This is a genomic window from Solimonas fluminis, assembly GCF_002930645.1.
Taxonomy (GTDB): Bacteria; Pseudomonadota; Gammaproteobacteria; order Nevskiales; family Nevskiaceae; genus Solimonas_A; species Solimonas_A fluminis.
Genome location: NZ_PSNW01000003.1, coordinates 175,449 through 200,542 on the forward strand (window position 1 = coordinate 175,449; position 25,094 = coordinate 200,542).

At 68.3% G+C, this 25,094-nt stretch carries 28 protein-coding genes; 6 read left to right on the forward strand and 22 right to left on the reverse strand.

Annotated features, from left to right (window positions below; genetic code table 11):
• Window positions 1-123: 123 nt before the first annotated feature.
• The 14 genes from C3942_RS07145 to C3942_RS07210 all read right to left on the reverse strand — a co-directional run bounded on the left by C3942_RS07145 (window position 124) and on the right by C3942_RS07210 (window position 13,519).
• Entirely contained in the window at window positions 124-1,173 is a 1,050-nt protein-coding gene (locus tag C3942_RS07145) for a Rieske 2Fe-2S domain-containing protein (RefSeq protein ID WP_104229691.1), read from the reverse strand.
• 295 nt (window positions 1,174-1,468) lie between these two features.
• Window positions 1,469-1,654 (reverse strand): hypothetical protein, encoded by a 186-nt coding sequence (locus C3942_RS07150; RefSeq protein WP_104229692.1) that lies wholly within the window; start codon window positions 1,652-1,654, stop codon window positions 1,469-1,471.
• A gap of 193 nt (window positions 1,655-1,847) precedes the next feature.
• Complete coding sequence (gene flgL / locus C3942_RS07155) at window positions 1,848-3,035, reverse strand: flagellar hook-associated protein FlgL (protein WP_104229693.1); 1,188 nt, start codon at window positions 3,033-3,035, stop codon at window positions 1,848-1,850.
• Between the two features lie 18 nt (window positions 3,036-3,053).
• A complete protein-coding gene (gene flgK / locus C3942_RS07160; RefSeq protein WP_104229694.1) occupies window positions 3,054-4,937 on the reverse strand; it encodes a flagellar hook-associated protein FlgK in 1,884 nt (627 codons plus the stop codon).
• Entirely contained in the window at window positions 4,934-5,977 is a 1,044-nt protein-coding gene (gene flgJ, locus C3942_RS07165) for a flagellar assembly peptidoglycan hydrolase FlgJ (protein ID WP_104229695.1), read from the reverse strand. The genes flgK and flgJ overlap by 4 nt, the downstream gene beginning before the upstream one ends.
• Window positions 5,977-7,077, reverse strand: a complete 1,101-nt coding sequence (locus C3942_RS07170) for a flagellar basal body P-ring protein FlgI (protein WP_104229696.1) — start codon at window positions 7,075-7,077, stop codon at window positions 5,977-5,979. The genes flgJ and C3942_RS07170 overlap by 1 nt, the downstream gene beginning before the upstream one ends.
• Window positions 7,078-7,087: 10 nt before the next feature.
• Complete coding sequence (gene flgH / locus C3942_RS07175) at window positions 7,088-7,753, reverse strand: flagellar basal body L-ring protein FlgH (protein ID WP_104229697.1); 666 nt, start codon at window positions 7,751-7,753, stop codon at window positions 7,088-7,090.
• Between the two features lie 8 nt (window positions 7,754-7,761).
• A complete protein-coding gene (gene flgG / locus C3942_RS07180; protein WP_104229698.1) occupies window positions 7,762-8,547 on the reverse strand; it encodes a flagellar basal-body rod protein FlgG in 786 nt (261 codons plus the stop codon).
• Between the two features lie 229 nt (window positions 8,548-8,776).
• Window positions 8,777-9,517, reverse strand: a complete 741-nt coding sequence (gene flgF / locus C3942_RS07185; RefSeq protein ID WP_104229699.1) for a flagellar basal-body rod protein FlgF — start codon at window positions 9,515-9,517, stop codon at window positions 8,777-8,779.
• A 159-nt stretch (window positions 9,518-9,676) separates the two neighbouring features.
• Window positions 9,677-10,897, reverse strand: coding sequence for a flagellar hook protein FlgE (gene flgE / locus C3942_RS07190; RefSeq protein WP_104229700.1), 1,221 nt, complete (start codon window positions 10,895-10,897; stop codon window positions 9,677-9,679).
• Window positions 10,898-10,906: 9 nt separating this feature from the next.
• A complete protein-coding gene (locus tag C3942_RS07195; protein ID WP_104229701.1) occupies window positions 10,907-11,569 on the reverse strand; it encodes a flagellar hook assembly protein FlgD in 663 nt (220 codons plus the stop codon).
• A gap of 10 nt (window positions 11,570-11,579) precedes the next feature.
• A complete protein-coding gene (gene flgC, locus C3942_RS07200) occupies window positions 11,580-11,984 on the reverse strand; it encodes a flagellar basal body rod protein FlgC (RefSeq protein ID WP_104229702.1) in 405 nt (134 codons plus the stop codon).
• Between the two features lie 14 nt (window positions 11,985-11,998).
• Window positions 11,999-12,388: a flagellar basal body rod protein FlgB gene (gene flgB, locus C3942_RS07205; protein ID WP_104229703.1), complete on the reverse strand. Its 390-nt coding sequence runs from the start codon at window positions 12,386-12,388 to the stop codon at window positions 11,999-12,001.
• A 198-nt stretch (window positions 12,389-12,586) separates the two neighbouring features.
• On the reverse strand, window positions 12,587-13,519 hold the full coding sequence (locus C3942_RS07210; RefSeq protein ID WP_104229704.1) for a chemotaxis protein: 933 nt from the start codon (window positions 13,517-13,519) through the stop codon (window positions 12,587-12,589).
• A gap of 161 nt (window positions 13,520-13,680) precedes the next feature.
• Here C3942_RS07210 and flgA point away from each other — a divergent pair, with 161 nt between their 5' ends.
• From flgA to C3942_RS07230, 4 genes are all read left to right on the forward strand, one after another.
• Window positions 13,681-14,358: a flagellar basal body P-ring formation chaperone FlgA gene (flgA, locus tag C3942_RS07215; protein WP_104229705.1), complete on the forward strand. Its 678-nt coding sequence runs from the start codon at window positions 13,681-13,683 to the stop codon at window positions 14,356-14,358.
• Between the two features lie 143 nt (window positions 14,359-14,501).
• Entirely contained in the window at window positions 14,502-14,819 is a 318-nt protein-coding gene (gene flgM / locus C3942_RS07220) for a flagellar biosynthesis anti-sigma factor FlgM (protein WP_104229706.1), read from the forward strand.
• Window positions 14,816-15,286: a flagella synthesis protein FlgN gene (locus tag C3942_RS07225; RefSeq protein WP_165797364.1), complete on the forward strand. Its 471-nt coding sequence runs from the start codon at window positions 14,816-14,818 to the stop codon at window positions 15,284-15,286. The genes flgM and C3942_RS07225 overlap by 4 nt, the downstream gene beginning before the upstream one ends.
• Before the next feature lie 16 nt (window positions 15,287-15,302).
• A complete protein-coding gene (locus C3942_RS07230) occupies window positions 15,303-16,019 on the forward strand; it encodes a flagellar brake protein (protein WP_165797365.1) in 717 nt (238 codons plus the stop codon).
• A 105-nt stretch (window positions 16,020-16,124) separates the two neighbouring features.
• On the opposite strand, the gene C3942_RS07235 is transcribed toward C3942_RS07230, so the two are convergent.
• The 3 genes from C3942_RS07235 to C3942_RS07245 form a co-directional block, all read right to left on the reverse strand.
• Complete coding sequence (locus tag C3942_RS07235; protein WP_104229709.1) at window positions 16,125-16,796, reverse strand: hypothetical protein; 672 nt, start codon at window positions 16,794-16,796, stop codon at window positions 16,125-16,127.
• A 49-nt stretch (window positions 16,797-16,845) separates the two neighbouring features.
• Window positions 16,846-17,448 (reverse strand): pentapeptide repeat-containing protein, encoded by a 603-nt coding sequence (locus C3942_RS07240; RefSeq protein ID WP_165797366.1) that lies wholly within the window; start codon window positions 17,446-17,448, stop codon window positions 16,846-16,848.
• 61 nt (window positions 17,449-17,509) lie between these two features.
• On the reverse strand, window positions 17,510-18,250 hold the full coding sequence (locus C3942_RS07245; protein WP_207766007.1) for a lytic transglycosylase domain-containing protein: 741 nt from the start codon (window positions 18,248-18,250) through the stop codon (window positions 17,510-17,512).
• A 13-nt stretch (window positions 18,251-18,263) separates the two neighbouring features.
• Here C3942_RS07245 and C3942_RS07250 point away from each other — a divergent pair, with 13 nt between their 5' ends.
• A complete protein-coding gene (locus tag C3942_RS07250; protein WP_114409715.1) occupies window positions 18,264-18,548 on the forward strand; it encodes an alpha/beta hydrolase in 285 nt (94 codons plus the stop codon).
• A gap of 117 nt (window positions 18,549-18,665) precedes the next feature.
• Here C3942_RS07250 and C3942_RS07255 read toward each other — a convergent pair whose 3' ends face one another.
• The 5 genes from C3942_RS07255 to C3942_RS07275 form a co-directional block, all read right to left on the reverse strand.
• Window positions 18,666-19,412 (reverse strand): SDR family NAD(P)-dependent oxidoreductase, encoded by a 747-nt coding sequence (locus tag C3942_RS07255; RefSeq protein ID WP_104229711.1) that lies wholly within the window; start codon window positions 19,410-19,412, stop codon window positions 18,666-18,668.
• Window positions 19,413-19,436: 24 nt separating this feature from the next.
• The gene (locus tag C3942_RS07260) at window positions 19,437-19,928 is read right to left on the reverse strand and encodes a DUF2505 domain-containing protein (RefSeq protein ID WP_104229712.1); all 492 of its coding nucleotides are present in this window, start codon (window positions 19,926-19,928) and stop codon (window positions 19,437-19,439) included.
• Window positions 19,925-21,877 (reverse strand): acyl-CoA synthetase, encoded by a 1,953-nt coding sequence (locus C3942_RS07265; RefSeq protein WP_104229713.1) that lies wholly within the window; start codon window positions 21,875-21,877, stop codon window positions 19,925-19,927. The genes C3942_RS07260 and C3942_RS07265 overlap by 4 nt, the downstream gene beginning before the upstream one ends.
• 5 nt (window positions 21,878-21,882) lie before the next feature.
• A complete protein-coding gene (locus C3942_RS07270) occupies window positions 21,883-22,830 on the reverse strand; it encodes a fumarylacetoacetate hydrolase family protein (protein ID WP_104229714.1) in 948 nt (315 codons plus the stop codon).
• A gap of 189 nt (window positions 22,831-23,019) precedes the next feature.
• Window positions 23,020-24,108 (reverse strand): VOC family protein, encoded by a 1,089-nt coding sequence (locus C3942_RS07275; RefSeq protein WP_104229715.1) that lies wholly within the window; start codon window positions 24,106-24,108, stop codon window positions 23,020-23,022.
• Window positions 24,109-24,290: 182 nt separating this feature from the next.
• On the opposite strand from C3942_RS07275, the gene C3942_RS07280 reads away from it, so the two are divergent.
• Entirely contained in the window at window positions 24,291-25,091 is an 801-nt protein-coding gene (locus C3942_RS07280) for a lysophospholipid acyltransferase family protein (protein ID WP_104229716.1), read from the forward strand.
• The last annotated feature ends 3 nt before the right edge of the window (window positions 25,092-25,094 follow it).

The window sequence follows — 25,094 nt, forward strand, 5'->3', positions numbered from 1 at the left end:
GAGCCCGATCCTGAAGGTGATCGGGAAAGCCTAGCGCATCGGAATCGCAGCGGCACCGCACCCGCCACGGACAAAAAAAGGGCGCCGTGGAAGGAATCCACGGCGCCCTTCGTCATGGCCCGCTCAGATTTTCGCCATCACGTCCGGCTCGGCGACGTAGAACTGCCGGAACCATTCGCGGAACTGGAAGATCGGACCGTCGCCGTCGCAGAGCAGCGGCTTGTGGCGGTACTTCTTGTTGTTCCAGATCACCATGTCGACGCTCTCGAAGCCGGCGCCCTGCTCGCCTTCGGCCTCGTGCTGCATGTGGTCGATCAGCTTGCGGGCGATGTACAGCTCCCTGGAGCCTTCCGGGTAGGCCTTGTGGCGGAAGCTCATGTTCATCCGGGTCAGCTCGCGCGTGATCGGCTGGGTATAGGAGAACAGCGTGGCGCTGACGCCCTCCTGGGTGAAGGTCACGGTGCCGACGGACCCCGCGCCCCAGGTCTCGCCGACGATGTAGCCGCCGCCGAGGTTGAAGCGCTGCATGTGGCGGTCGAACTCCACCTGGATCGGCGGGACGCCCGCCGCGCCGTGGAGGAATTTCAGGTGCGCGATGTCGACGCTGTTCTCGACGATCTCCTGGATCGCCGTGCTGGCCTGCCAGGTGCCGCGCTGGTCGCCCACCCAGCCCTCGTCCTCCATGCAGGGGATATGCGGCAGCTCCCAACTGGGCGGCTCCATCTTCGGGTGGAACCAGGCCCAGATCTGGCCGTAGCGCTCCTGCACCGGCAGCGTGCGCAGGATGGGGCGGAGCTTGGTGATGGCCGGCGCGTTCTTGCCGTAGGGCACCTGCTTGCACCAGCCCTCGGCGTCGTACTCCCAGTGGTGGAAGGGGCAGCGGATGTGGTCGCCGCAAACCTTGCCGCCATGGCCCAGGTGCGCGCCCAGGTGCGGGCAATAGGGGTCGGACATGCCCACCTTGCCGCTCTCGCCACGGAACAGCACCCATTCCTGGTCGAACAGCTGGATGTTGCGCACCTCGCCGACCTTCAGGTTCCCGGAGAAGTCCACGAAGAACCAGCTGCTGGGAATGGGGAATGGGCAGCGCTCCAGCCGCGTGGACTCCAGCAGCTGGGCCAGCTTGAGGTCGGCAGGAGGCGATGGGGCGGAGGCTTCGGCGGTATTGGACATGGTGTCACCCCGTAGGGAGATGGATGCGGGCTTGCGGAGCGCAAGCCAGGCACCGGACGCCGTCCGACCAGAGGAATGACCCTGGGTTACGGCGCCTGGGGGCTGGCATGCACCAGCGCCCAGACTAGGGAGGTGAGGACCCCGGATTCATCCCTCATATGCAGGGGTGATGAACTCCGCGGATCACGGGCTGCCGCCGGCAGGTCAGTCGGGGAGGCCACGGAGGGCCGCCCGCGGGCACGCCAGGAACCTGGAATCCGCGATGGATGTTCCATCCATCGCGGGACGTTCGAGATCAGCGCAGCGGCGGCTGCACGGTCAGGCGGGCCGTCGCCGCCTGCACTGCCAGGCTGCTTTCTCCCGACACCCGGGGTCCGGCCGGAGCTACCTTGAAGGTCTTCGCCCCGCCGTCGAACACCAGCTCCCAGGCCCCGATGGTCAGGGCCACGAGAACAGCGGCGTAGATGCTGAAAACCCTCACGGGACATCCTGGAACGAAGATGGCCCATGATAGGACCCGCAGGACGCGGCAGGGCTACCGCCGGGCAGCGTATTCCGACCCCTCGGCGCGGATCGGGGTTCTCTGCATGCAGGCATCGGCTTTCCATGCCCCTCCGGGCAGCGAGCTCGCCATTGCGGCCCGGGGAGCAGGGCATCCGGAAGCGGCTTGCGCGTCAGCGCAGGTAGTCGAACAGGCTCATCCCCTGCACCTTGGCGAAGGTCTGCTGCGCCGCCTGCAGGGCGGTGAGCTGCTGCGACAGCCGCGTGGCGGCCTCGGCGTAATCCAGCCCGCGAATCTGGTCGAGCGCGGCCTCGGTTTCCACCTGCTGGGCGCCGTTCTGGCTTTCGGCGTCGTCCAGCGCCGCCAGGCGGTTGCCCACCGCGGCGCGCACGTCCGACAGGTGCAGGCTGGCATTGTCGATGGCGCTCAGCGACTGGTGCATCGCCGTCTGCACCTGGGCGCGCTGCGCCGCGGTGTCCTGCGGCATGCCGGCGATGCGGGCCAGTTCGTCGATCTGGGCGAACATGTCCCTCTGCGCGCTGGCGCCCACCGTGAAGCGGTCGCCATCCGCCGGCGTGCCGGTGAAGCTCAGGTCCAGGCCGCGGAAGGCGATGGTCTGTCCTTCCGCATAGGCGCCGCCGGCCACCACCGCGTTGCCGGCATCGCGCACCTCGTAGTTGCCGCCGCTGAAACTCAGCGTATAGCTGCCGCCGTCCCACAGCGAGGCATCGGTGAGCCGCGCGCTCTTCAGGCCCGCCGTGCCGGCATTGGCGCCGGACGACACCGTGAAGGTGCCGTTGCCGTCGCGCAGGCGCAGGAACACCTCGCTGCCGGGGTCGGCGTCCGCCACCGTGCGGCTGCCGGTCACCTGCAGCAGGCGCTGCTGCTGGTCGCCGGCATAGCTGACCGTGCCGCTGCCCGCGAAGGGCGCCACGCTGTCCTGCGAGCCGCCGAAAAGATAGCGCCCCTGGCCATCGTCGGCATTGGCGTAGGACACCAGTTGCTCGCGCAGGCTCTTCAGCTCGTTGGCCAGGATGCCGCGGGTCTGCGCGGACTGCGTGCCGTTGTTCAGTTCCACCGCGATCTCGCGCACGCGCTGCAGCAGTTCCACGCTGTCGGCCAGCACGTTCTCCTCCAGGCCGAGGCGGTTGCGCGCGGTGTCGATCTGCTGCTGGTAGCGGCCGTACTGCGCATTGGCCTGGTCCAGGCGCACCGCCGAGGCAGCGCCGGAAGGATCGTCGGCCGCGCTCTGCAGGCGCTGGCCGGTGGCCAGCTGCAGTTGCGTCTTGGCCAGCGCCGCCTGCTGCTTCTGCAGCTGGCCGATGGCGCTCTGCTGCAGCATGGAGGTGGAAACTCTCATGGTTCTTCCCCTTGTCCGCTAGTTCCGCGCCGCGTCGAGCAGCGACTGGAACACCTCGTTGGCCACCGCGATCACGCGCGCCGCCGCCTGGTAGGCCTGCTGGAAGCGCACCAGGTCGGCGGCCTCCTCGTCCAGGTTCACGCCCGACAGCGAGGCCTGCTCGGCCTCGGTCTGGGCGCGCACCGAGGCCTGCGCGTCGAGCTGCAGGCTGGCCTGCTGGGCGCTGGCGCCGGCACGGCCCACCAGGGCCGCCTGCGAATCCGACAGCGTGCTGCGGCCGCCGTCGAGCACGCCGAGCGTGGACAGCTTGGCCAGCGCGCGGGCATTGCCGTTGTCGTTGCTGCCGGCGGTGTTGGCCCCCACGCTGAAGCTGTCGCCCGCGGCGGGAGAACCGCTCAGCTTCAGGCTCCAGCCGTTGACCTCGATGCTGTCTCCGGCATTCCAGCTGTAGCTGCCGCTGCCGTTGATGCTGTAGGTGTTGGGACCGGTGAACTGGATGCTCACGCCGCTCAGCAGGCCGGCGTTCGACGGATCGGTCACGCCGATGCTGCCGACCGTGGCCGACCCGGTGTTGGACAAGCCCGCGCTGGCGCGCACCGGCGAGGCGGCGGCGAGGCGCGAGGCATCCGTGATCGCCACGCGCAACTGGGCGGCGCCGTTCGCGGTGGGCTTGAGCAGGTAGCGGTCGCCCGCGGCCGGCGTGCCGCCGAGGCTGATCGACAGGCCCTCGGCGCGCAGCGGATCGGCGGCGGTGCCGCTGCCGGTCAGGGGCACGCTGCTGCCGTCGCGGGCGCGGGTCAGCTGCCAGGCGCTGCCGTTGAAGGACAGCGCGTAGTCGTCTCCGGTCAGCGCGCCGGCATCGCTCAGGCCGACGGAGACCGTCGCGCTGCCGGTGTTGGCGCGTGCCGGGTAGACCGAGCCGGCGATGTCGGCGAAGAAGTCGCCGCCCATCTGGCCCTTGGCATCCATGCCCTGGGCATGCTGCTCGTTCATCGCCTCGGCCAGGCCCGCGGCCATGCGGCCGAGGTCGCTCTTGGCCGGGTCCAGCACCTCGCGCCGGAAGTCCAGCAGGCCGCCGATCACGCCGCCGCTGGTCTGGGCGGTGATGTTCTGCCCGCCGGAGAAGAACAGCTCCTTGCGGCCGCTGCCGTAGGGATCGTCGCCCACCGTCAGGGAATTGGCCTGCCGGCCCAGCACCAGGGCCTGGCCGCTGCCGGTGAAGACATTGATGCCGCCGTCATCCTGCTCGGTGGTGGTGATGCCGATGCGGCTGGCGATCTCCTTGATCAGGCTGTCGCGCTGGTCGAGCAGGTCATTGGGCGGCTGGCCGCCCGACTGGCCCTTGGCCAGCACGATGCGCTCGTTGAGGTCCGCCACCTGCTGGGCATAGCGCGTCACCTCGTCGGCGGTCTGGCTGAGGCGCTGGTTGATCTCGCCCTCCAGGCCGTCGAACTGCGCCTGCATGTCGTTGTAGCGGGTGGCCAGGCTCTGGCCGGCGGAAATCAGGCTCTGCCTCGCGGCCGTGCTGGCCGGGTTGGAGGACAGGCCGCTCAGGGCATCGTAGAAACCCTGCAGCGGCTTGCCCAGGCCGGAGTCGGCATCCGACAGCCATCCGTCCACGCGCGAGGCCAGGCCGGCGAAGGTCTCCGCCCGGGAATAGGCGGAGGCGTCGCCCTGCAGGCGCGTGGTGATCAGCGCATCCGCCAGGCGCCTGACCGTGCTGGAACTGACGCCGGCGCCGATGTAGCCGTCGCCCTGCGGGCTGCCGATGCGCGAGCCCAGTTCCACGCGCTGGCGCGAGTAGCCCGGCGTATTGACGTTGGCGATGTTGTGGCCGGCCGTGTCCAGGGCCTTGCGGTAGGCCAGCAGGCCGGAGACGCCTATGGAGAGAAGATCACTCACGCCATCACCTGACGATTCTGGTTAAGTGCGGCCTGCACGGTCGGCCCGTAGGCGATGCGCATGATCTTCTGCGCATAGGACGGGTCGGTGGCATAGCCGGCCTTCTGCAGGCCGGCGGCGAATTGGTGCGCGCTGCCCTGATGACGCAGGGCCTGCTCGTATCGCGGGTTGGACTTGAGGAAGCGCGCGTAGTCTTCGAAGGACTCGGCGATCGATCCGTACGAGCGGAACTTCGCCTCCTGCCGCTCCATGCGGCCGCCTTCGTATTCATGCGTCATGGTGCGGACACGGTCGCCGTCCCAGGACTTGTCGGCCTTGATGCCGAAGAGGTTGAACGATGCCTTGCCGTCGGCATGGCGAATCTGGTGCTTGCCCCAGCCGGTCTCCAGCGCCGCCTGCGCCACCAGCACGCGGGCCGGGATGCCCAGTTCCCTGGCGGCCTTCTCGGCATGCGGCAGCACGGCGTCGATGAATTCCTGCGGGGTCTTGGGGCGGAACTCGGACAAGGTCTCGTCCGTCTTGAGTGCCAGCGGCGGGTTGATGCCATCAATGTCCGTCTTGCCTCTCCCCTGGGGAGAGGTCGCGCCGTAGGCGCGGGTGAGGGACGCATTTTCAGATGGCGCCTCAACCCCTTCCGCCGGCAGTCCCTCACCCCTGCCCCTCTCCCGGAGGGAGAGGGGAAAAATGCTGGCGCCAGACGACAGGCTCGTATCCACCGCCGATCCGCCCTCGCCCAGGCCCTGGCTCATCCTGAGCTGCCGCACCAGCATGTCGGCCAGGCCCACGCCCTTGCCGCTGGACAGCTGCACGGCCAGCTGCTGGTCGAACATGTCGCGGTAGAAGCTGCCCTGCTCGCTGCCGCCCAGGGCATCGTCGCCCGGCGTCGCCGCGCGCATGGCCTTGAGCATCTGCTGCAGCATCAGGGATTCGAACTGCCTGGCCGCCTTCTGCAGGGCGGCCGGGTCCTGCTCGCGCGCCTGCGCCTTCAGGCCCGCGAACTGGCCGAAGTCGGTGACGGAATCGAGCGGGGACAGGGCCATCAGATGATCACCAGCTCGGCGCGCAGCGCGCCGGCTTCCTTGAGCGCCTCCAGGATCGCCACCAGGTCGCCGGGAGCGGCGCCCACCTGGTTCACCGCGCGGACGATGTCGTCCAGGCTGACGCCGGCGTCGAACTTGAACATGCGGCCGCCGTCCTGCGTGACCTCGATCGCCGAGTCGGGCACCACCACGGTCTCGCCCTTGGAGAACGGCGCCGGCTGGCTGACGCGCGGCTTCTCGGAGATGGTCACCGACAGCGAGCCATGCGCCACCGCCGCCGGCAGCACGCGCACGCCGCTGCCGATCACCACCGTGCCGGTGCGGCTGTTGACGATCACGCGCGCCGGAGCGTCGCCGGGCTGCACCTCGATGTTCTCCAGCATGGAGAGGAAGGCCACGCGGCTGTTGCTGTCGGCCGGGGCGCGCACCGCCACCGTCACCGGATCCTGCGCGGCAGCCACGCCGCCGCCCAGGGCCGCGTTGATGCCTTCCGCCAGACGCGTGGCCGTGGTGAAGTCCGGCACGTGCAGGTTCAGGCGGATGTCCGGCGAGGCGGTGAAGCTGCCGGGGACCGCGCGCTCCACCATCGCGCCGTTGGGGATGCGGCCGGAGCTGGGGATGTTCACCGACACGCGCGAGCCGTCCTTGGCCGAGATGCCGAGCCCCCCGACCACCACGTTGCCCTGCGCCACGGCGTAGACCTGCCCATCCGCGCCCTTGAGCGGTGTCATCAGCAGCGCGCCGCCGCGCAGCGAGCCGGCGTTGCCGATGGAGGAGACCGTCACGTCGATGGCCTGCCCGGGCTTGGCGAAGGCCGGCAGCTCGGCGTGGATCGCCACCGCCGCCACGTTCTTGAGCTGGGGGTTCACGCCCGGCGGAATGGTGACGCCCAGCTGCGCCAGCATGGCCTTGAGGCTCTGCACCGTGAACGGCGCCTGCGTGGTCTGGTCGCCGCTGCCGTCCAGGCCCACCACCAGGCCGTAGCCCACCAGCGGGTTGCCGCGCACGCCGGCCACGCTGGCCAGGTCCTTCACGCGCTCGGCCTGGGCCGGCAGGGCGAGGGCCAGCAGCAGCGTGAGGAGGGAAATCTTGCGGATCATGTCGACGCCCTCAGAACGGGAACCAGCCCGAGTTGAAGAAGCGGCTGGCCCAGCCCATGACGTTGCTGTCGGCCACCGCGCCCTGCCCCGAATAGGAGATCGCCGCATTGGCCACGCGGTCGGAGGTGATGCTGTTGTCCGGGCGGATGTCCACCGGCCGCACGATGCCCTCGATGCTGACGGTCTCGCTGCCCTGGTTGATCTGCACCTGCTTGCGGCCGCTGACCACCAGGTTGCCGTTGGGCAGCACCTGCATCACCACCGCGCCGACGCTGCCCTGCAGCTGGTTGGACTGGCTGCTGTCGCCATTGCCCTTGAAGGTCTTGGACGAGCCCAGCTCCGCTTCCAGCACCGGCACGCCGTTGACCGTCACCGGCCGGCCGAACAGTTTCGGCCCGTCGATGCTGGCGTTGGAGTCCTTCGCGGTGCTGGTGCTGGCCTTCTTCTGCGCCGTGGTGGATTCCACCAGCACGATGGTCAGCGTGTCGCCCACGCGGCGCGCCTTCTGGTCCTCGAACAGCGCCATGCCGCCGGCGGCGTAGATCGAGCCCTCGCTGGCCGCGGCGGCCGGCATGGCCGGCATCGGCAGCGTGGCGGGGGCCGGCATGGCCGGCGCGGATGCGCAGGCCTGCAGCATCAGGCTGGCGGCGGCGAGCAGGGCGAGGGAGGCTTTCATCGCGGTGCTCACAGGTTGTTGTTGACGTACTGCAGCATCTGGTCGGCCGTCGAGATCGCCTTGGAGTTCATCTCGTAGGCACGCTGCGTCTCGATCATGTTCACCAGTTCCTCCACCACGTTGACGTTGGAGGATTCCAGCGAGCCCTGCTGGAGGTTGCCCAGGCCGTTGAGACCCGGCGCGCCGCTCTGCGGGCTGCCGCTGGCGGCGGTCTCGGTGTAGAGGTTCTCGCCCTTGGGCTGCAGGCCCGCCGGGTTGATGAAGTCCGCGATCAGGATCTGCCCCACCTGCTGGGGAGCCGACTGGCCCGGCACGGTCACGCTGACGGTGCCGTCGGCGCCGATGGTGACGTTCTGCGCGTTTTCCGGCAGCGTGATGCCCGGCTGGATCGGGTAGCCGCTGGAGGTCACCAGTTCGCCCTGGCTGCTGACCTGGAAGGAGCCGTCGCGCGTGTAGGCGGTGGAGCCGTCCGGCATCGTCACCTGGAAGAAGCCGCGGCCGTTGATCGCCGCATCCAGGCCGTTGCCGGTCTGCAGCATGTTGCCCTGGGTGAACATCTTTTCCGTGGCCACCACGCGCACGCCGGTGCCCAGGTTGAGGCCCGAGGGCGCTTCGGTCTGCTGGGTGGTGGCGCCGCCCGCCTGCTTGACCGTCTGGTACATCAGGTCCTCGAAGGCCGCCCGGCCCTTCTTGAAGCCCGTGGTGTTGACGTTGGCGAGGTTGTTGGAAATGACCGTCATGCGCGTCTGCTGCGCATCGAGGCCGGTCTTGGCAACCCAGAGCGATTGGGTCATGGCTGTATTCCTGCTAAGCGGCGGAAATCCGCCTTTGCTTTAGGGGAGTACAAGTTCCGGACCAGCAGGAGGGGTGACGGGATGTTGGCGCGGCCCGGAGGGCGGTTTGCTGCGGGTGGGAGACTTCGGTTCGTACTGAGCCTGTCGAAGTACGGGCGGAAGCTGGACGCGCGACGGCGGCCGTTCACCCTTCGACCGGCTCAGGGCGGACGGCTGAAAGGTCCGCCAACTAGCCCATCCTGACCAAGCTGGATGCGGCCTGGGCATTGTCTTCCGCCGCCCGCATCAGCTTGGTCTGCATCTCGAAGGCCCGGGCCAGCTGGATCATGTTGACCATGGCCTCGGAGATGTTGACGTTGCTGGTCTCCACGGCCCCGGGCGTCATCACCTTGCCGGCTGCGGCCTCCAGGGCCTGGCCGGCCTTGGCCCGGAACAGGCCGTCCGGGCCGCGTTCCAGCTGCTCCGGCCGCGCTTCCACCACGCGCAGGCGGCCGACGGTGGCGGTGGTTTCCGCCCCCTGGCCCAGCGGCACGATGGAGATGCTGCCGTCGCTGCCCAGCGTCAGCGAACTGCTCTGCGGAATCGACACCGGCCCGCCGTCGCCCAGCACGGCCAGCCCGGAAGCGGTGCGCAATTGCCCGTTGACGTCCAGCGACAGTTCGCCGCCGCGGGTATAGGCCTCGGAACCGTCGGGGGCCTGCACCGCCAGCCAGCGGTCCTGGTCCAGGGCGATGTCGAGATCCCGCCCGGTCTGCTGCACCGAGCCCATGCTGGAATCCCAGCCGCTGCCCTTGAGCTGCGTATTGACGCGGCTGGGCAGGCCGCCGCCCTGCACGTCCATGGCCTGCTGCGCCGCCAGCTCCGCCTTGAAGCCCACCGTGCTGGCGTTGGCCAGGTTGTGGCTGTTGACCGCCTGCGCCTGCAGGGTCTGCTTGGCGCCGGTCATCGCAACGTACAGGGCTCTATCCATGGCAGCTCTCCTGTTTCCCGCCCCGCCGGACCGTTCGTGCCGAGTAGCCTCGTGAGCGCAGCGAGCGTGCGTATCGAGGCAGGGTGGCGCACCTCGATACGCGACGCTGCGCGGCGCTACTCGGCGTGAACGGGGCGTTATGCATACTTGCTGGTGCTATCAACGGATGTTGATGATGGTCTGCGTGATCTGGTCGCTGGTGGAGATCATCTGCGCGTTCGCCTGGAAGTTGCGCTGCGCGGTGATCATGTTGACCAGTTGCTCGGTCAGGTCGACGTTGCTGGCCTCCAGGGCACCGCTCTGGATCTCGCCGAAGTTGGTGCCGCCAGCCTGTCCGCGCAGGGCGGAACCGGAGCTGAAGGTCTCGCCCCAGGTGCTGTCGCCGAGCTGCTGCAGGCCCTGCGGATTGGCGAAGTTGGTCAGCGCCACCTGGCCCAGCGGGGTCGCCTGGCCGTTGGTGAATCGGGCCTGCACGATGCCCTCGTCCGTCACCTCGATGCCGGTCAGCCGGCCGGTGGCGTAGCCGTCCTGGCGCAGGCTGCTGACGCTGAAGCGCTCGCCGTACTGCGTGGAATTGTTCAGGGCCAGCGTCAGGTTCAGCGGCGCCGAGCCGGTGGTGGTGTTCACCGCCGGCAGCGTGATGTTGCCGCCCGCCGGAGTCAGCATCTGGCCGCTGTCCGAGTAGGTCAGCGTGGTGGCCGGGCCGACCGCGGCGCCATCCACCTGCATGTTCAGGCTCCACTCGTTGGGGTTCGCCGTCTTGGAGAAGTAGAGGTTCGCCGTGTGCGGCGCGCCCAGCGAGTCGTACACCGTCACCGAGGTGGTGTGGTTGTAGCTGGTGGGGTCGGTGGCGCTGAAGGTCGCCGTGGCCGGCACGGTGGCATTGGCCGGCAGGTTGATGCCGGTGTCGATGCGCGTGGTGGCGGCGGGGGGATTGTCGTTGGTGGACAGCTGCAGGTCTGCCAGCTGCGCCGTGTCGAAGGCCGAGCCGCCGGCCACCGGCGGGTAGACCTGCAGGCGCTGGCCATTGGCATTGACCACGTAGCCGTTGCGGTCGGTGCCGAAGGCGCCGGCGCGGGAGTAGACCGTGGCGCCGTTGTCGCTCAGCGTGAAGAAGCCCTGGCCACTGATGGCCAGGTCCAGGTTGTTGTTGGTGAAGTTCACCGAGCCCTGCGAGAACTGCTGGGCCACCTTGTCCAGGCGCACGCCGGCGCCCACCGCGTTGTCCGAGATGCCGCCGGAACTCTGCGGGAAGAAATCCACGAACTGCGCGCGCGAGCCCTTGAAGCCCGTGGTGTTGGCGTTGGCGATGTTGTTGGCGGTCACGCCGAGATCGGCGGAGGCGGCATTGAGGCCGGACAGGGCGATGCGGAAGGTCATGGGTGACTCCTAGAAGATCTGGCGGACATCGGCGAGCTTGGTGGCGCCGAGCCCGGAGAGATTGAGCGTGAGCCCGTCGCTGCCCAGCGAAACGCTGTCGACCACGTCGAGCCCGTAGGTGGAAAGGGATTGCGTGCTGCCGCCCTGGTCGAGCGTGGCGCGCAGGGTGTAGGTGCCGGCTTCCATGCGCTTGCCGGACTCGTCCTTGCCGTCCCAGGTGAACTGGTTGAGTCCCGCGGCGCGCGTGCCGAGGTCCAGGCGGCGCACGACCTGGCCGGAGCCGTCGACCACGTCCACCTGCAGCGTGCCGCCGGCAGGCAGCTCGGCCGCGGCGCCCATGGCGCCCTCGTCCGGCAGCAGCGACGTCTTGGACGGCACCAGCACGCCGCGCCCCACCATCTGGGCGCCCTGCAGGGCCTGCGACGACTGCAGGGAGGCCGCCATGGCGGAGAACGACTCCTGCATCTGCTGGATGCCGGAGACGGTGCTGAACTGCGCGATCTGGCCCAGGAACTGGGCGTTGTCCATCGGCTTGGTCGGGTCCTGGTTCTGCAGCTGCGTGGTCATCAGCTTCAGGAATTCCTCCTGGCCGAGCTGCTGCTTCTTCTTGCTGCCGTCCTGCTGCAGCGAGAGCCCGAGGTTGTCGAAGGTGGTGCTGCCGACGGCGGCCATGGATGGGTCCTTACTTGCCGAGGTTGAGCGTACGCAGGGTCATGTCCTTGGCGGTGTTCATCACCTCCACGCTGGCCTGGTACGAGCGGGAGGCCGAGATCATGTTGACCATCTCCTCCACGATGTTGACGTTGGGTGCGTAGACGTAGCCGTCCTTGTCCGCCAGCGGGTTGCCCGGCTCGTAGCGCTTCTGCGCCTCGGCCTGGCTCTCGACCACGCCGCGCACCTGCACGCCGGAGCCCTCCGGGTTCTGGGCGTCGGCGATGGCCTGGAACACCGGCAGCCGCGCCTTGTAGACCGAGTTGGCGTCGCCGCTGACCGAATCCGCGTTGGCCAGGTTGGAGGCCACCGTGTTGAGTCGCACCGACTGCGCGCTGAGCGCGGAACCGGCGATGTCGAAGATCTTCATGGACATGGCGGGCTACTCCCTTACTGTCCGGTGATGGCGGTCAGCAGGGAGCGCAGCCGGCCGTCCATGAAGCTCAGGCTGGCCTGGTACTGCAGCGAGGCCTGCGCGAACTGCGACTGCTCCACCTGCGTATCCACGGTATTGCCGTCCACCGCGGGCTGCGTCTGCAGGCGGTAGACCGTGGCGGCCTTCAGTTTTGCGTCGTCGATGCCGCTATCCGTGGCAGCAGCGCCTCCGGCTGCAGTCGCGGCGGGCTGTTGCGCCGCCGCGAGCAGCTTCTGGAAATCGATGTCGCGCGCACGGTAGCCCGGGGTGTCGGCATTGGCGATGTTCGCGGCCAGCAGCTCCATGCGGCGCCGCTGCAGTTGCAGGGCGTCGGCGTGGATACCGAACAGCGGGTCGTTGGCCATGAGGTCCTCCGGGCGAAAAGCCTTTGTGGAGGAACCAAGGCAACTGCCGTACCAGACCAGGGGCCGGATATCGGACAGAGCTTGGGGGGCCGTTCGCCCTGAGCCTGTCGAAGGGCGGGCGGCGGATGCGGCGGCGCGGGTCAACCAGGCCGCCCGCGCTTCGGCAGGCTCAGTATGAACAGCCCCGAGGGTGCGCGCTTAGTGCCTGATCTGTATGGCTTTCAGCCGTTCCACCACGGCCTCGGCCAGTTCGTCGGAACTGAACTTGGGCAGGAAGCGGTCCGCCCCCACCCGCTCCACCATGGCGTGGTTGAAGATGCCCGACAGCGAGCTGTGCATCAGCACGTAGAGCCCCTTCATGCGCGGGTCGCGACGGATTTCCGTCGTCAGCCGGTAGCCATCCATCGCCGGCATTTCGACGTCGGAGATCACCATCAGCAGCTGTTCGTCCAGCGCGCCCCGGTCCGCCAGTCCCTGGAGCTGGCGCAGTGCGTCCTTGCCGTCGGTGGCGGTCAGGGCCTCGATGCCCAGCTGGGTCAGCACCTTCTCGATCTGGCTGCGCGCCACCCGGGAATCGTCCACCACCAGCACCCGGCGCCCGCGGGCGTCCAGTTCCATCGCCCGCGCCTGCACCGAGTCCGACAGCCCCGGACGCTCGCCGGTCACCGCCGCCAGCACCTTCTCCACGTCGATGATCTCCACCAGTTCCTCGCCGTAGCGGGTGATGGCGGTCAGGAAGCTCTCCGTGCCGGTCTCCGGCGGCGGCTGCACCGTGCCCACGTCCACATGGATGATGCGGTCCACCGCCTGCACCAGGAACCCCTGCACCGAGCGGCTGTACTCGGCCACGATCACGTGCGCCGCCGACTCCTCGGCGACCGCCGGCCCGCCGATGGCGCGGTGCAGGTCGATCACCGGCACCACCTTGCCGCGGATGTCCGCCACGCCCGCCACCAGCGGATGCGAGGACGGCATCATCGACAGTCGCGGCCGCCGGATGACCTCCTGCACCTTGAAGACATTGATCCCGAAGACCTGCCGCGGCCCCAGCCGGAACAGCAGCAGCGCCAGGCGGTTGTGCCCGGCCAGCTGGGTGCTGCGATCGATGCTCTCGAGTAGTCCGCTCGCCATGCGCGTCTCCGTTTGGGCAGGTATCGGCGGCCGGGGACATTTCTTTAGCGTCCCCTTCACCCTCGCCCACGGGCGCCGGAGGCATTCGTCCAGCGAGATTCGCAGGCGACGATCTGCTGGAACAGGCCTTGCCTCCACCCCGCCATCACCCGGAGCCCCGCATGAAACTCCCCAGCGCCCTCCTCCTTCTGTTCGCCGGCAGCCTGGCGCAGGCCGCCGACGGCGTGCAGCCGCTGGAAGCCCTGCGCGACAGCGCCATCGCCGCCGTGCTCGCTCAGGCCGCTCCCAGCGCGCGCGCCGAAGCCCTGGCCCTGGACGAGCGCCTGCGCCTGCCCGCCTGCGCCGAGGCCCTGCGCGCCGCGCCGGAGCCGGTCCGCGGCGGCCAGGTGCGCGTCGCCGTCAGCTGCGGCGCCCCGGCGTCCTGGACCGTCTACGTCGGGGTGCGCCTCACCGATATCCGCCCGGTGCTCACCCTGGCCCGCGGCGCCCAGCGCGGCGAGGCCATCGACGCCGGCCTGCTCGTCCCGCAGGAACGCGACATCGCCAGCCTGCCCTACGGCTACTTCAGCGACCCCGCCCAGCTCGCCGGCCGCCAGCTGCGCCGCCCGGCCGGCGCCGGCAGCGTGCTCACGCCCGACATGGTGGAGGGCCAGAAGCTCGTCCGCCGCGGCGACCTCGTCACCGTCGTCGGCCGCGCCGGCCCCATGGAAGTGCGCAGCCAGGGCAAGGCCCTGCGCGACGGCGCCGCGGGCGACCGCATCCCGGTGGAGAACAGCAGTTCGCGACGGGTGGTGGAAGGCCGGGTGACCGGCGGCGGCCTGGTGGAGGTGCGCCTCTAGTCGCGCCGCCATGAAAAAACCCAGCAGAAACAGCATCTCGCGGGCCGACGCCGGCTTTCCGTCGGCCGCCTTGCGGAAATCCTCAAGTTTTCCCGGCGGGCGCCGTTAACCGGGCCAGTACCCCATGCCCGAGGCGTCCCGCCATGAGCTCGAAGATCGACAACACCTACGGTCCCCAGGGACCGGCCGCCGCCGCCCGCGCCCGCCAGGCGCAGGCCGTGCAGCCCAATGCCTCGCCGGGAAAGCCTGCTGCGGCCGTGACCCCCGGCGAGTCGGTCAAGCTCACCGGCGAAGCCCAGATGCTGGCCCAGGCCGGCAAGGCCGCCTCGGAAGCGCCGGACGTGGACATGAAAAAGGTCAGCGAGCTGCGCGACAAGGTCCGCGACGGCCGCTACCAGGTGAACGCGGAGCGTGTCGCCTCGAAACTCACGCGGTTTGAATGGGAGCTTGCCAGCCGATGAGCCACAACCCCTGGGCCCCGCAGCCCCTTCCCCTGACGGAGAACCTGCGCCAGCAGCTCGAGCACACGCGACAGCTGCTGCTGACGCTGGAGTCGGAAAAGCAGGCCCTGCTGGCCGACGATGCCGACGTGCTCGAGCGCGTCACCGCCGCCAAGGCCGGCAGCGCCGAGATCCTGCGCCGCCTCGGCGAACCCCTGCTGCGCCTGCGCGCCGCCCAGGGTCCGCTGAAGGAACACTTCGCCCGCCTGCCGGATGCCGCGCGCCTGCTCGCCGACTGGGACGAGCTGCAGGCGCTGGCACAGCGCTGCCAGCGCGCCAACCAGGAGAATGCCATGGTGCTGGAAGTGCGCCACCGCCAGGTGCGCCAGACGCTGGCCAACCTGCGCGGCGACGTCCCCCAGCAGACCTATGGCCGCGGCGGCTACGGCAGCGTCAGCCTCGGCGGCCAGCGGCTCGGCAGCGCCTGACGGAGAACCCGCTGCCATGAGCGCCCTCGCCATTCCTGCACAGACCGCGGCGGAGCGCGACCGAACCGCCATCATCGAGGACCGCCGGCAGATCGCCGCCCTGCTCGGGCGCGTGCTGCATGCCCGCTGCCTGCTGTCGCTGAGCCTGGGCGAAGGCGAGCTGTGCAGCAGCCTGCTGCTGGAGGTCTCGCCCCTGCGCGGCTGCCTGCTGATCGACGCCCCGTTCCCCGAGATCCCGCTGACGCCGGGCACCTCGCTGCTGGTCAGCGGCCAGCTCGACGGTGGCCGCTTCGTGTTCCGCAGCACCGTCGAAGCCCCCACACTCGCCGCCACCGGCGACCTGCTGCAGCTGCGCTTCCCCGAGCGCGTGCAGTACCGCGAGCGCCGCGGCTCCTTCCGCATTGCCCTGCCCGCCAACGCCGGCCTGCCCGCCTCGCAGTTCACGCACGACGGCATGGTCTTCCGCGGCATGCTCGCCGACCTCTCCCGCAGCGGCGCCGCCACCGTCGTCACCGGCGGTCGCGGCGCGCCGGGCGAAGAACTGGACTGCCTGCTGCGCCTGCCGGGCACCACCCTGCAGACCCGCGCCGAAGTGCGCAGCCGCCACGAGCGCAACGGCCAGCTCCGCCTGGGCCTGCGGCTGGTCGATCTCACCCCGGCACAGGACGCGATGCTGTCGGCCGAGATCGCGGCGCTGCAGCGGATGGCGCTGCGGGGCAGAAGGCCGCATTGAGGCAGTGCCGTTCGCCCAGAACCTGCCGACGGGCGGGCAGTAACTCATTGTCCGGCAGGAAAAGTCCGCCGTGCTTCGACAGTTTCAGCACGGTTGGCCTCAGCCTCAAGGAACCCACTCGCTCGCCCAGGCTGTCGGATCGAGGCAGCCGACAGGGGCCGCTTTCACTTTCCGGGCCGGCCTGAAGTCCATAGGCACCGTCAGTTCCACCTTGAAGGCGATACGGCGAATGGCTCCATAGTCGCCCTCGCCCGAAATATCGTCCGGCGCTGCACTTCCGGGTTCGATATCGGCGTCGATCACGTGCAAAATTCCTGCGCCCATGGCGAAAGTCCCGAGCTTCCGGAGCGCATCCTTTTGCGCCCTATTGCCGGAGGGCCAAAGATAGTCCTCCAGTGCCGCCCTTGCGGCAGGCATGTCGGTCCGTCGCAGCAGAAACCAGAAACGACGGGGCTCCCTGGATACGGCATCCTGCGCAAGCACGGCATAGGTCGTATCGATCGCCGTGGCGGGCCGCCCGTGCCATGGCGGTGTTAGCAGGTAGATGTACGAATCGAATTCGCCCAGCCGGGGCTGGGTCGGCCCGATCTCGAAGGACCAGCCCCGCTGCTCGTTGCTGACTTCCATCCGGAAGGACAGGCCCATGCCGATGGCCTGGCGGAACTCCTGTTCTCCTTGCACCTGCCCTGAGAAGCTCAGGCGCTGGCACCCGGGCGCCGCGACGGCGGCCAGCGGGGACAGCAGGAGAAGCATGAGGGCGCACAGCAAGGTCCGCATCACAGTCTCCAGGACATCAGAAGGGAAAACCGCCGAACACCCAAATCCCTCAGTCCACGATCTCGATGTCCAGACTCCGCAGCAGGTTCACCGCATCCGGCAGGCTGAAGCGCGCGCCGCTGATCCGGTTGCTCCGCGCATCGATCGCATAGTTCACCGCATCGCTGAAGTCCGCCTTCACCAGCTTCGACTGGTGGAAGGTCGCTCCGGCGAAATCCGTCTGGATGAAGCTGGCATGCGAACAGTCCGCCTCGGTGAAGTCCACGTCGCGGGCCTGGCAGGCCTCCATCTTCGTTTCCTGCAGGTAGAGCCCGAAGAACGAGGACGAATTCAGCAGGCACTCGTCGAATCGGAGCTGCCCGCCCAAGGCCACGCTGGGCCAGCGCGCCGCCGTCCAGTCGATGCCGACCAGCTTGCAGGACGAGAACGACACCTCCCGGAACGAGCTGCCGCGCAGCACCGCCAGGCTGAGGTTGCAGCCGGAGAATTCGCAGCCGTCGAAACGGCACTGCAGCAGCTGCGCGTGCGAGAAATTGCACTTCGCGAAGCGGCAGTCGTGGAAGCTGGCGCCGTTCAGTTCGGCGCCCTCCAGGTCCAGCTTCTCGAAGAGCTTTCCCGAGTGCTCGGTCTTGTCCAGCAGGGCCTTGCTCACGCGGCCGGCTCCAGGGTTTTCAGGGTGGGGAGACCGGTTCAGGTCCTGCCCAAAGCGCCGCTCAACCGCTGGACTTCCTCGACTTCGCGCGGCTGCGTTCGCGGTACTCCGCGAGCACCCGCTCCACGTAGCTGCGGGTCTGGGGAAACGGCGGGATGCCGCGGTAGGCATCCACCGCGGTCGGCCCCGCGTTGTACGCGGCGATGGCGAGGTGCGTGTCGTTCTTGAAGCGGCTCAACAGGCGGCTCAGGTAGCGCACGCCGCCGGAGATGTTCTGGTCGGCGTCGAAGCTGTCGGTGACGCCCAGTTCCGCCGCCGTCGCCGGCATCAGCTGCATCAGGCCGCGCGCGCCGACGCGCGAGACGGCACGCGTGTCGAAGCAGGATTCCACCCGGATCACCGCCTGCACCAGCGCCACGGGCACGCCATGGGCGTCGGCATGCCTGGCCATCACCGCCTGCCACGGCGCGGCCCGCTCATCCATCAGCTGCTGGTTCACGCCCTTGCAGGACGCCGCCCAGCCGACGAGCGTCTCTCCGGCTTCGGCACCGGCCTGCTCCTCCGCGGAAGCCGGTGGCGGCTCGCTCAGCACCGGGCGCGCCGCGCCGGAGCCCGGAAAGACCTCGGTGTACTCCCCGTTGGCCGGCGGGCTGGTCGAATACACCGGCATGCCCCGGCCGTTTTCCCGATAGAGGTAGAGCTTCAGCGGCTCGGCCGCCGCCTGCAGGCTCGCCAGGCCCAGCACGACGAAGGCCGACACGCGCAGCAGCGCGCGCCGGCAAGATGACTGGCTGAAGATCAAGCAGGATTCTCCCATGGGCGCGTACATTAGCAGCGACTTCGCCCAAGGAGGAAGAGACCCGAAGCCCCTGCTGTTCCAGGTGGGCAGCCGCGAGATGCTGCTGGACGACTCCGTGCGTGCCGCCGCCCTCGCCGAAGCCGCCGGCGTCCCCGTGCAACTCGAGATCTGGCATCGCCTGCCGCACGTCTTCCAAGCCATGGCCATCCTGCCGCAGGCGCGCGCCGCCACTGGAAGCATCGTGGAATTCATCCGGCGCCATGCCGGCTGGGAAGCAGATCACTCTTCGACGGCCTTGTAGCCGCAGCCCGCCCCATCAGGAATGAGGATTCAGAGGGCCGCTTTCAGCCCAGAACAGCCCGCGGGATGCGGCAGCAGCCTGCTCCAATGCAGTCGTTCGCCATCCATCGCATACCGGTCAGGTCTTCGAGACGATTCGCTCGCCCAGCGCCGGCCACAATCGGAGGAGCAGCGGCAGGAAGCGCACCGCGCCGGGCCGGACCTCGGACCGGCCCTTGCGAGTCCCGGCCAGCGCCTGCGCCGCAACCTGCTTCGCGGGCAACTTCGGCACTTGCCGGTGCGCGACCGATGGGGTGTCGACCACGGGCGGCAGCAACTCGGTAACGGTGATTCCCAGGGGCGCGAGCTGTCGGCGCAGTGACTTGGAAAGACTGTGCAGCGCGGCCTTGGCGGCCGAATACAGCGGCGCACGAGTCGCGGGCGCCAGTGCATACCCGGAACTGACGACCAGGATGGCGGCCGGGTACGAGCGGCGCAGCAGCGGCAGGAACTCCGCAATCAGGTTCACCGCTCCCTCGGTGTTGCTGCGCAACTCCAGGGAAAGATCCAGGCCGGAAAGATCGGCGGTGAAATCGATCTCGCGCGAGCCGCCCGCGTTGCTGACGAGCAGGTGGACCGCGGGAACAGCCTCGGCAACCCGAGCGGCGAACTCGCGCACCGCGGCGCGGTCGGTGACGTCGCAGACGGCGGTGCCGATGCCGGGAAAGCCGAGCGTCAGGGCAGCCAGCTTCCCGGGGTCCCGGGCGCAGGTGAACACCGTCCAGCCCTCCGCATGCAGCTGGCTGACGATCGCCTTGCCGATGCCCGAAGAGCCACCGCTGACTACCGCAACACGTGCTGCCGAAACAGATTTCGATGCGTCCATGGGGAGGGTCCCGGTCGAATGGCTTCAGAGGTAGCGGCCCAGGAGCGGACGGGAGGCTGCGGCCTCCAGCTCCATCTGGCGCTGAAGATCACCGGCCACGAATCGTTCGATCGTGCCGCCGACCACGGGCAGGCTGCAACGCACTTGCCAATCATGGCGCAGTTCGGTACCGGCCGGACAGCAGATCGCGCGCATTTCGCAGCGCAGCTCCACCGGCAGCCCTTCTAACTCGATCTCAACCCTGCCGGCGCCTTCGGCGGCATCCCAATAATCCCTATGCTCAAGGGTAGAAACCGCCGGCACCAGCTTCTTGATCAGGGCCGGCACCGGAGCATCGCTTCGCATGGTCCGCCGGATCCGGATGTAAAACCTGCCGCCCGAATGGCTGTGCTCCAGGACCTCGCTGCTCAGCATCGCCATGGCCCGAAGCTTGTCCTGGTGAAAGGACAGATCAGTCATCGCCCGCAGCACTGCCCCTGGAGGGACCGGGTAAACGACGGAGATGGATTTCTTCATGCCTTGCCATTCAAGGTGAAGGGAAAGGGAAACTTGCCGAGGACCTGCCGCGCCGCTTCCGGGGATGCGTTGATTCCCAGCTGCACGTGAACCGTCAAACCCCGGGACTTGTCGTCGGCCACGGTGATCTGCAGGATCCCGACATCCGCCGCCCGCAGCGCGCCTTCCAGGGTTTCGCGGGTTTCCCGGTGCTTCAATGCCGGCTTGAAGATCTTGCCGACCGCCGTCAGCGGCATCTGCTCGATGATGCGGACATGCTTCGGCAACGCCGCACGCTCGGTGATTTCCCTTGTCAGGAACTCCAGAAGCTCGGCCTCGGAGGCGCTTGCGCCGCTCCGCAGCTGGACGTAGGCCACCGGGATTTCCCCGGCATGGGCGTCGGGCCGCCCCACCGCCGCCGCGATTTCGACCGCGGGATGCCGGTGCAAGGGCTCCTCGATGCTGAGCGGATCGATGTTGTGTCCGCCACGGATGATCAGTTCCTTCTTTCGACCCGTGAGATAGAAGTAACCCTCGCCGTCACGGCGTGCCAGGTCGCCGGTGTTCATCCAGCGCCGGCCGTCGCCGCAATCAATCCACAGTCCCTTGTTCTGCGTTTCCTCGCGGTAGCCGGCAAAGACGTTCGGGCCCGAGACCAACAGGACCCCCACTTCGCCATCGGCGCAGTCACGCTCGTAGCGGCCGTTCTCGTCCAGCAATACGGCTTTCATCGCTTGGCCCGGCACGCGCAGGCCAATGGACCCGATCCGGCGGTCGCCGAGGGGCGGATTGACGCTGCTGACGCAGGTGGCTTCGGTCAGGCCGTAGCCCTCGAGGATCTTGATGCCGGTCCGCTGCTGGAATCCGCGGAACACCTCGATCGGCATCGGCGCCGCGCCACAAAGGCCGTATTCCAGTGAACTGACGTCGCGGCTTCCGATCGGCACCTGCAGCAGGCCCGCGTAGAGCGTCGGGACGCCGCTGAAGAAATTGACCCGGTGCCGCTCGATGACTTCCCAGAACCGCTGAACCAGGCCGGGCCCACGGTAACCCTGCGGCGTCCCGAGGATCACATGGGCGCCGCGCGAGAACGGCAGCAACCCGGTCACCAGCACACCGTTGACATGGAACAGCGGCAATCCGCAGAAGGCGACCTTGCCCGGCCCGATGCCATCCCCGAGGAAGCGTCCGGCGCTCCAGGCGTTGGCGACCTCGTTGCGATGGCGCCGTACGGCAATCTTCGGAAGCCCCGTCGTGCCGCCGGTGCAGAAGTAGGACGACGTGTCATCGGGCGAGATCACACGCCCACTCGACAGTCGGGTGCCGTCCTGGCGCAGCACGCATCGGCCGAAGTCGTGGACCCGGAGCGCCTTCGGGATCGCCTTGCGCACGCCTCGCAGGCCATGCAGCCGGTATTCCTCGCGCTTCTGCAGCAGACGGGCCACCGGGGCCTTGGCGCCTCGAACCCGGTCCGCCAGATTGACCAGTACCAGATGTTTCAGGCTGGGCAGCTTGCCGAGAATGCTCGACACCTTGGGCCACAGGTCCGTACCCGGGAATGGCGCGAGAGTGACCAGGATGCTGGCGCCGGCAGCGTTCAGAAGCTCCGCGATCGCCGGAGCCTCCAGCAGGGGGTTGATGGCGAAGACGATGCCCGTGGCCTCGCCGCCCCAGATGACGAAGTGGGTCTCGGGCAGGTTCGGCAGTACAAAGGCGATGACCGTGTCCTTCGTCGCTCCCAGCTGGTGGAAGAAATTGGCGGTCCGGTTGATTCCCATCATCAAGGAGCGATAGGACCAGACCTGTGGCTTGCGATGCTCGTCGGTGGTGAGAAAGAAGCTCAGCGCCGGTGCGGCGGGATCGACTCCGGCTCCCCGGCGGATCATCTCGTAGGTGCTGTGCGGAAGGTCGGCGGGCAGGCCGGCAGCCTCGATGCTCTCGACATCGGCGAGCGTCGCGATACCGTCCATGGTGATCAGGCTCCGGCGACGATGCGGTTGCGTTGCACACCCAGGTCGACCCGGCCATCCGCGCTGCGGATGCTCGCCTCGACCACGTCACCCGGCTTCAGGTATTGGGTGCGTTTGGACTGCACCTTGAAGAAAATCTCCCACTTCTTCCTTTCCGGCAGCAGGGCGCCGATCCGCTGCTTGGCCGGCGAGGGCACGGAGAGCGCGCATCCCGCCGGCGTGCCGGTGGCGATGAGGTCACCGGGCTCGAAGTCCTGCACCTGCGAGAGCTCCGTCAAGGTCTCGGCGGGGCCGTAGACCAGGTTGGCCGTGCTGTCCTGCTGGCGCGTCTCGCCGTTGACCGTCAGCTTGAGTTGCAGTTCCTTCAGCACGCCGATGTTGCCGGCGTCGAGCAGGGTGATGTGCGGTCCCACCGGGCCAAAGGTACGGAAGCTCTTGCCCTTGTAGAACTGCATCTGCGGGATCTGCACGTCGCGGGCGGAGTAGTCGTTGACGATGACGGCGCCGGCGATGTACTCGTGCAGGTTGGCATCGGTCACCTTGACCGGGCCGCGGATCGCCTTGCGGATGATCAGGCCGAGCTCGATCTCATAGTCCAGGAACTGGACCATGCTGGGGCGGATGACATCCGTGTTCGCCGGCGAGATGCAGCTCTGCGCCTTGGTGAAGATCATGTTGTAGGTCTTCACATCCGGGTCCATGCCCGACTCGATCATGTGCTGGCGATAGTTGGCGCCCTGGCAGACGAACTGCTGGTTCTCGGTCACCGGCGACAGCAGTCGGACCTCGGAAAGCGCCAGTGTGCCGCCGTCGAGCCCCTTCAACGACAGTCCGGCGCTGATGAGAGCGCCCGTGGTCGGGAATTCTCCCGGAATGGGCGTGATGAGATTGCTGCGGATAGCGCCCCATTGGGCACGGTTCTGATGCTCGAAGCGGACGATGTTGACAGGCATGGCGGGGACTCTGGAGGCGGATGGAAGATCCGGGCGTGGATCGGAACGGATGGTGGAATCTGGGAATGCGGCTTCGGCAGGCACGACGACCGGGGCGGCGCCACATGCGACAGCGGCCGCAGCGCCTGCCTTCAGCAGCCGGCGGCGCGTGGGATCATGCGAGGCAGAGCTCATCGGGCCGGGTCGCTGTCAGCCGAACAGCTTGGCCAGGGTGACCAGCTTGCCGACCGACAAGTCCGGGCTGCGGCGCAGGTTTCGGATCAGCGCCGCGATATTGGCGGGCGTCATCTTCGGCTTGGTGAAACTCGACGGCATCACCGGCCCCCATTGGGCCATGGCCTCCCGGCTCACCGGGTGATGACCCGTCGGGCGATCAGCGGTGAAAAGATCGCCGTCGCAATAGTGCTCATGCTTGTCGCCCCAGGGGTCCTGCCAATAGTCGAAGATCTGGCTGCCCAGGATATGGCGCCCGATCCCCCATGCGTGCCGCCATCCGCGTTCACGCAGGACGCGCTGGCCCATGCCGACCGCATCGGCATCGACCACCTCGAAGGCACTGTGGCTGTACATCGGCGCGAAGCCCTGGGCCATGGCCAGGGTGTGATGGTCGGCCGGCGTATCGCCGAGGTCGAGACGGAAGAAGGTCACCGCCGGCGAGCCGTCGGGCAGTAGCTGGACATCGCTGGGAATCAGGCCGAAATGCTGCGTGTACCAGGCGCTGGTGGCCTGGTAGTCGGCCACCTCGATCACCACATGTCCCAGGCGCAGGACATCGGGCGGCTGCGCGGCCGGGCGCTGCGTCGCGTTGACGCGCCGGCGGTCGCCGGCCAGGTTGAAGTAGATCGGATCGCGGTGAGGCAGTTCATCGACCTGGCTCTGCTCCGCGACCACCTCGACCCTGAAGCCGGAAGGGTCCGTGAGGTCCAGGACGTACCCACCCCCAGGATAGGTCATGGAGCGGATCGCTCCAGCTCCGGGCAGCCGGGCCAGCCGCTCCAGGTCGGCATGACCCGACACCAGGAGGCCGAAGCCGCGGAATCGCGCCTGGGGACCGCGATGCACGCGGTAGCAATACGGCGACGGACCGGTGCCCCGCATGAACAGCAGGTCTTCCGTGCGGCTGGCCCGGTGCAGCCCGAAGTCCGCCAGGAACTGCTCGGCGCGCTGCAGGTCGGGCCTCTCGAAGATCAGGTACGCCAAGGCCTGGGCTTTCACGGTCGGGGAGGGATGCCGCGCCGGTTGAGGCGTGGTCATGAGGCTGGAGTCCGTCTGGGTCATGGGAAAGGCCACCTTAGGGATATCTGATGATGAATTTATCTATAACTGATAAACTTGTCAAATATGGTGAAGATATCTATGATGATCGCCGTTCGCCCACTATTCGGGCTTGAAGAGATGCCCCGATGGCCGCCCCGGCACCCGCTGAATTGCCCCCTTTCGATCCCCCGTCGCCCAGGCAGATGCGGCGGTCCTTCGCCCTGCCGCGGCGCTGGTTCTACCCGGAGTTTCTCGGGCTCTGGGAACTGGATCTGAAGCGGCCGGCCCTGTTTGTCGGCAATCACACGCTGTTCGGATTGACCGACGCGCCGCTGATGATCGAGCACCTCTACACGCAGTACGGCGTGATGCTGCGCGGCCTGGGCGACCGCGGGCATTTCCAGGTTCCGTACTGGGGGCCCTTCCTGGAACGCAACGGCATGGTCCTTGGCACGCCGGAGAATTGCGCCGCGCTGATGCGCCAGGGCCAGCACGTGCTGGTGTTCCCAGGCGGCGGACGCGAAGTCATGCGGCGCAAGGGCGAGGCTTACCGCCTGATCTGGAAACAGCGCGCCGGCTTCGCCCGCATGGCCATCGAACACGGCTACGACATCATTCCCTTCGGTTCGGTCGGCCCGGACGAGAGCTATCGCATCCTGCTCGACGCCGACGACGTGCAGAACTCGGCGGCCTGGCGCTGGCTGGCGAAGCGGTTTCCGCTCGATGAGATGACCCGCGGCGGCGACATGATCCCGCCGATCCCGCGCGGGCTCGGGCTCACCATCCTGCCGCGCCCGCAGCGCTACTACTTCGGCTTCGGTCCGCGCATTCCCACTGAACACCTCCAGGGCCGCCAGGGCGACAAGGACGTCGTCTGGGCCGTGCGCGAGCAGGTCGCCAAAGCGGTCGAGAGCCAGATCCAGCGCCTGCTGAGCTATCGCTCCGAGGACCGGCTGCAGAACTGGAGCCTGCTGCGGCGGTGGCTGGCTCCGCTGCAGGTCTGACCG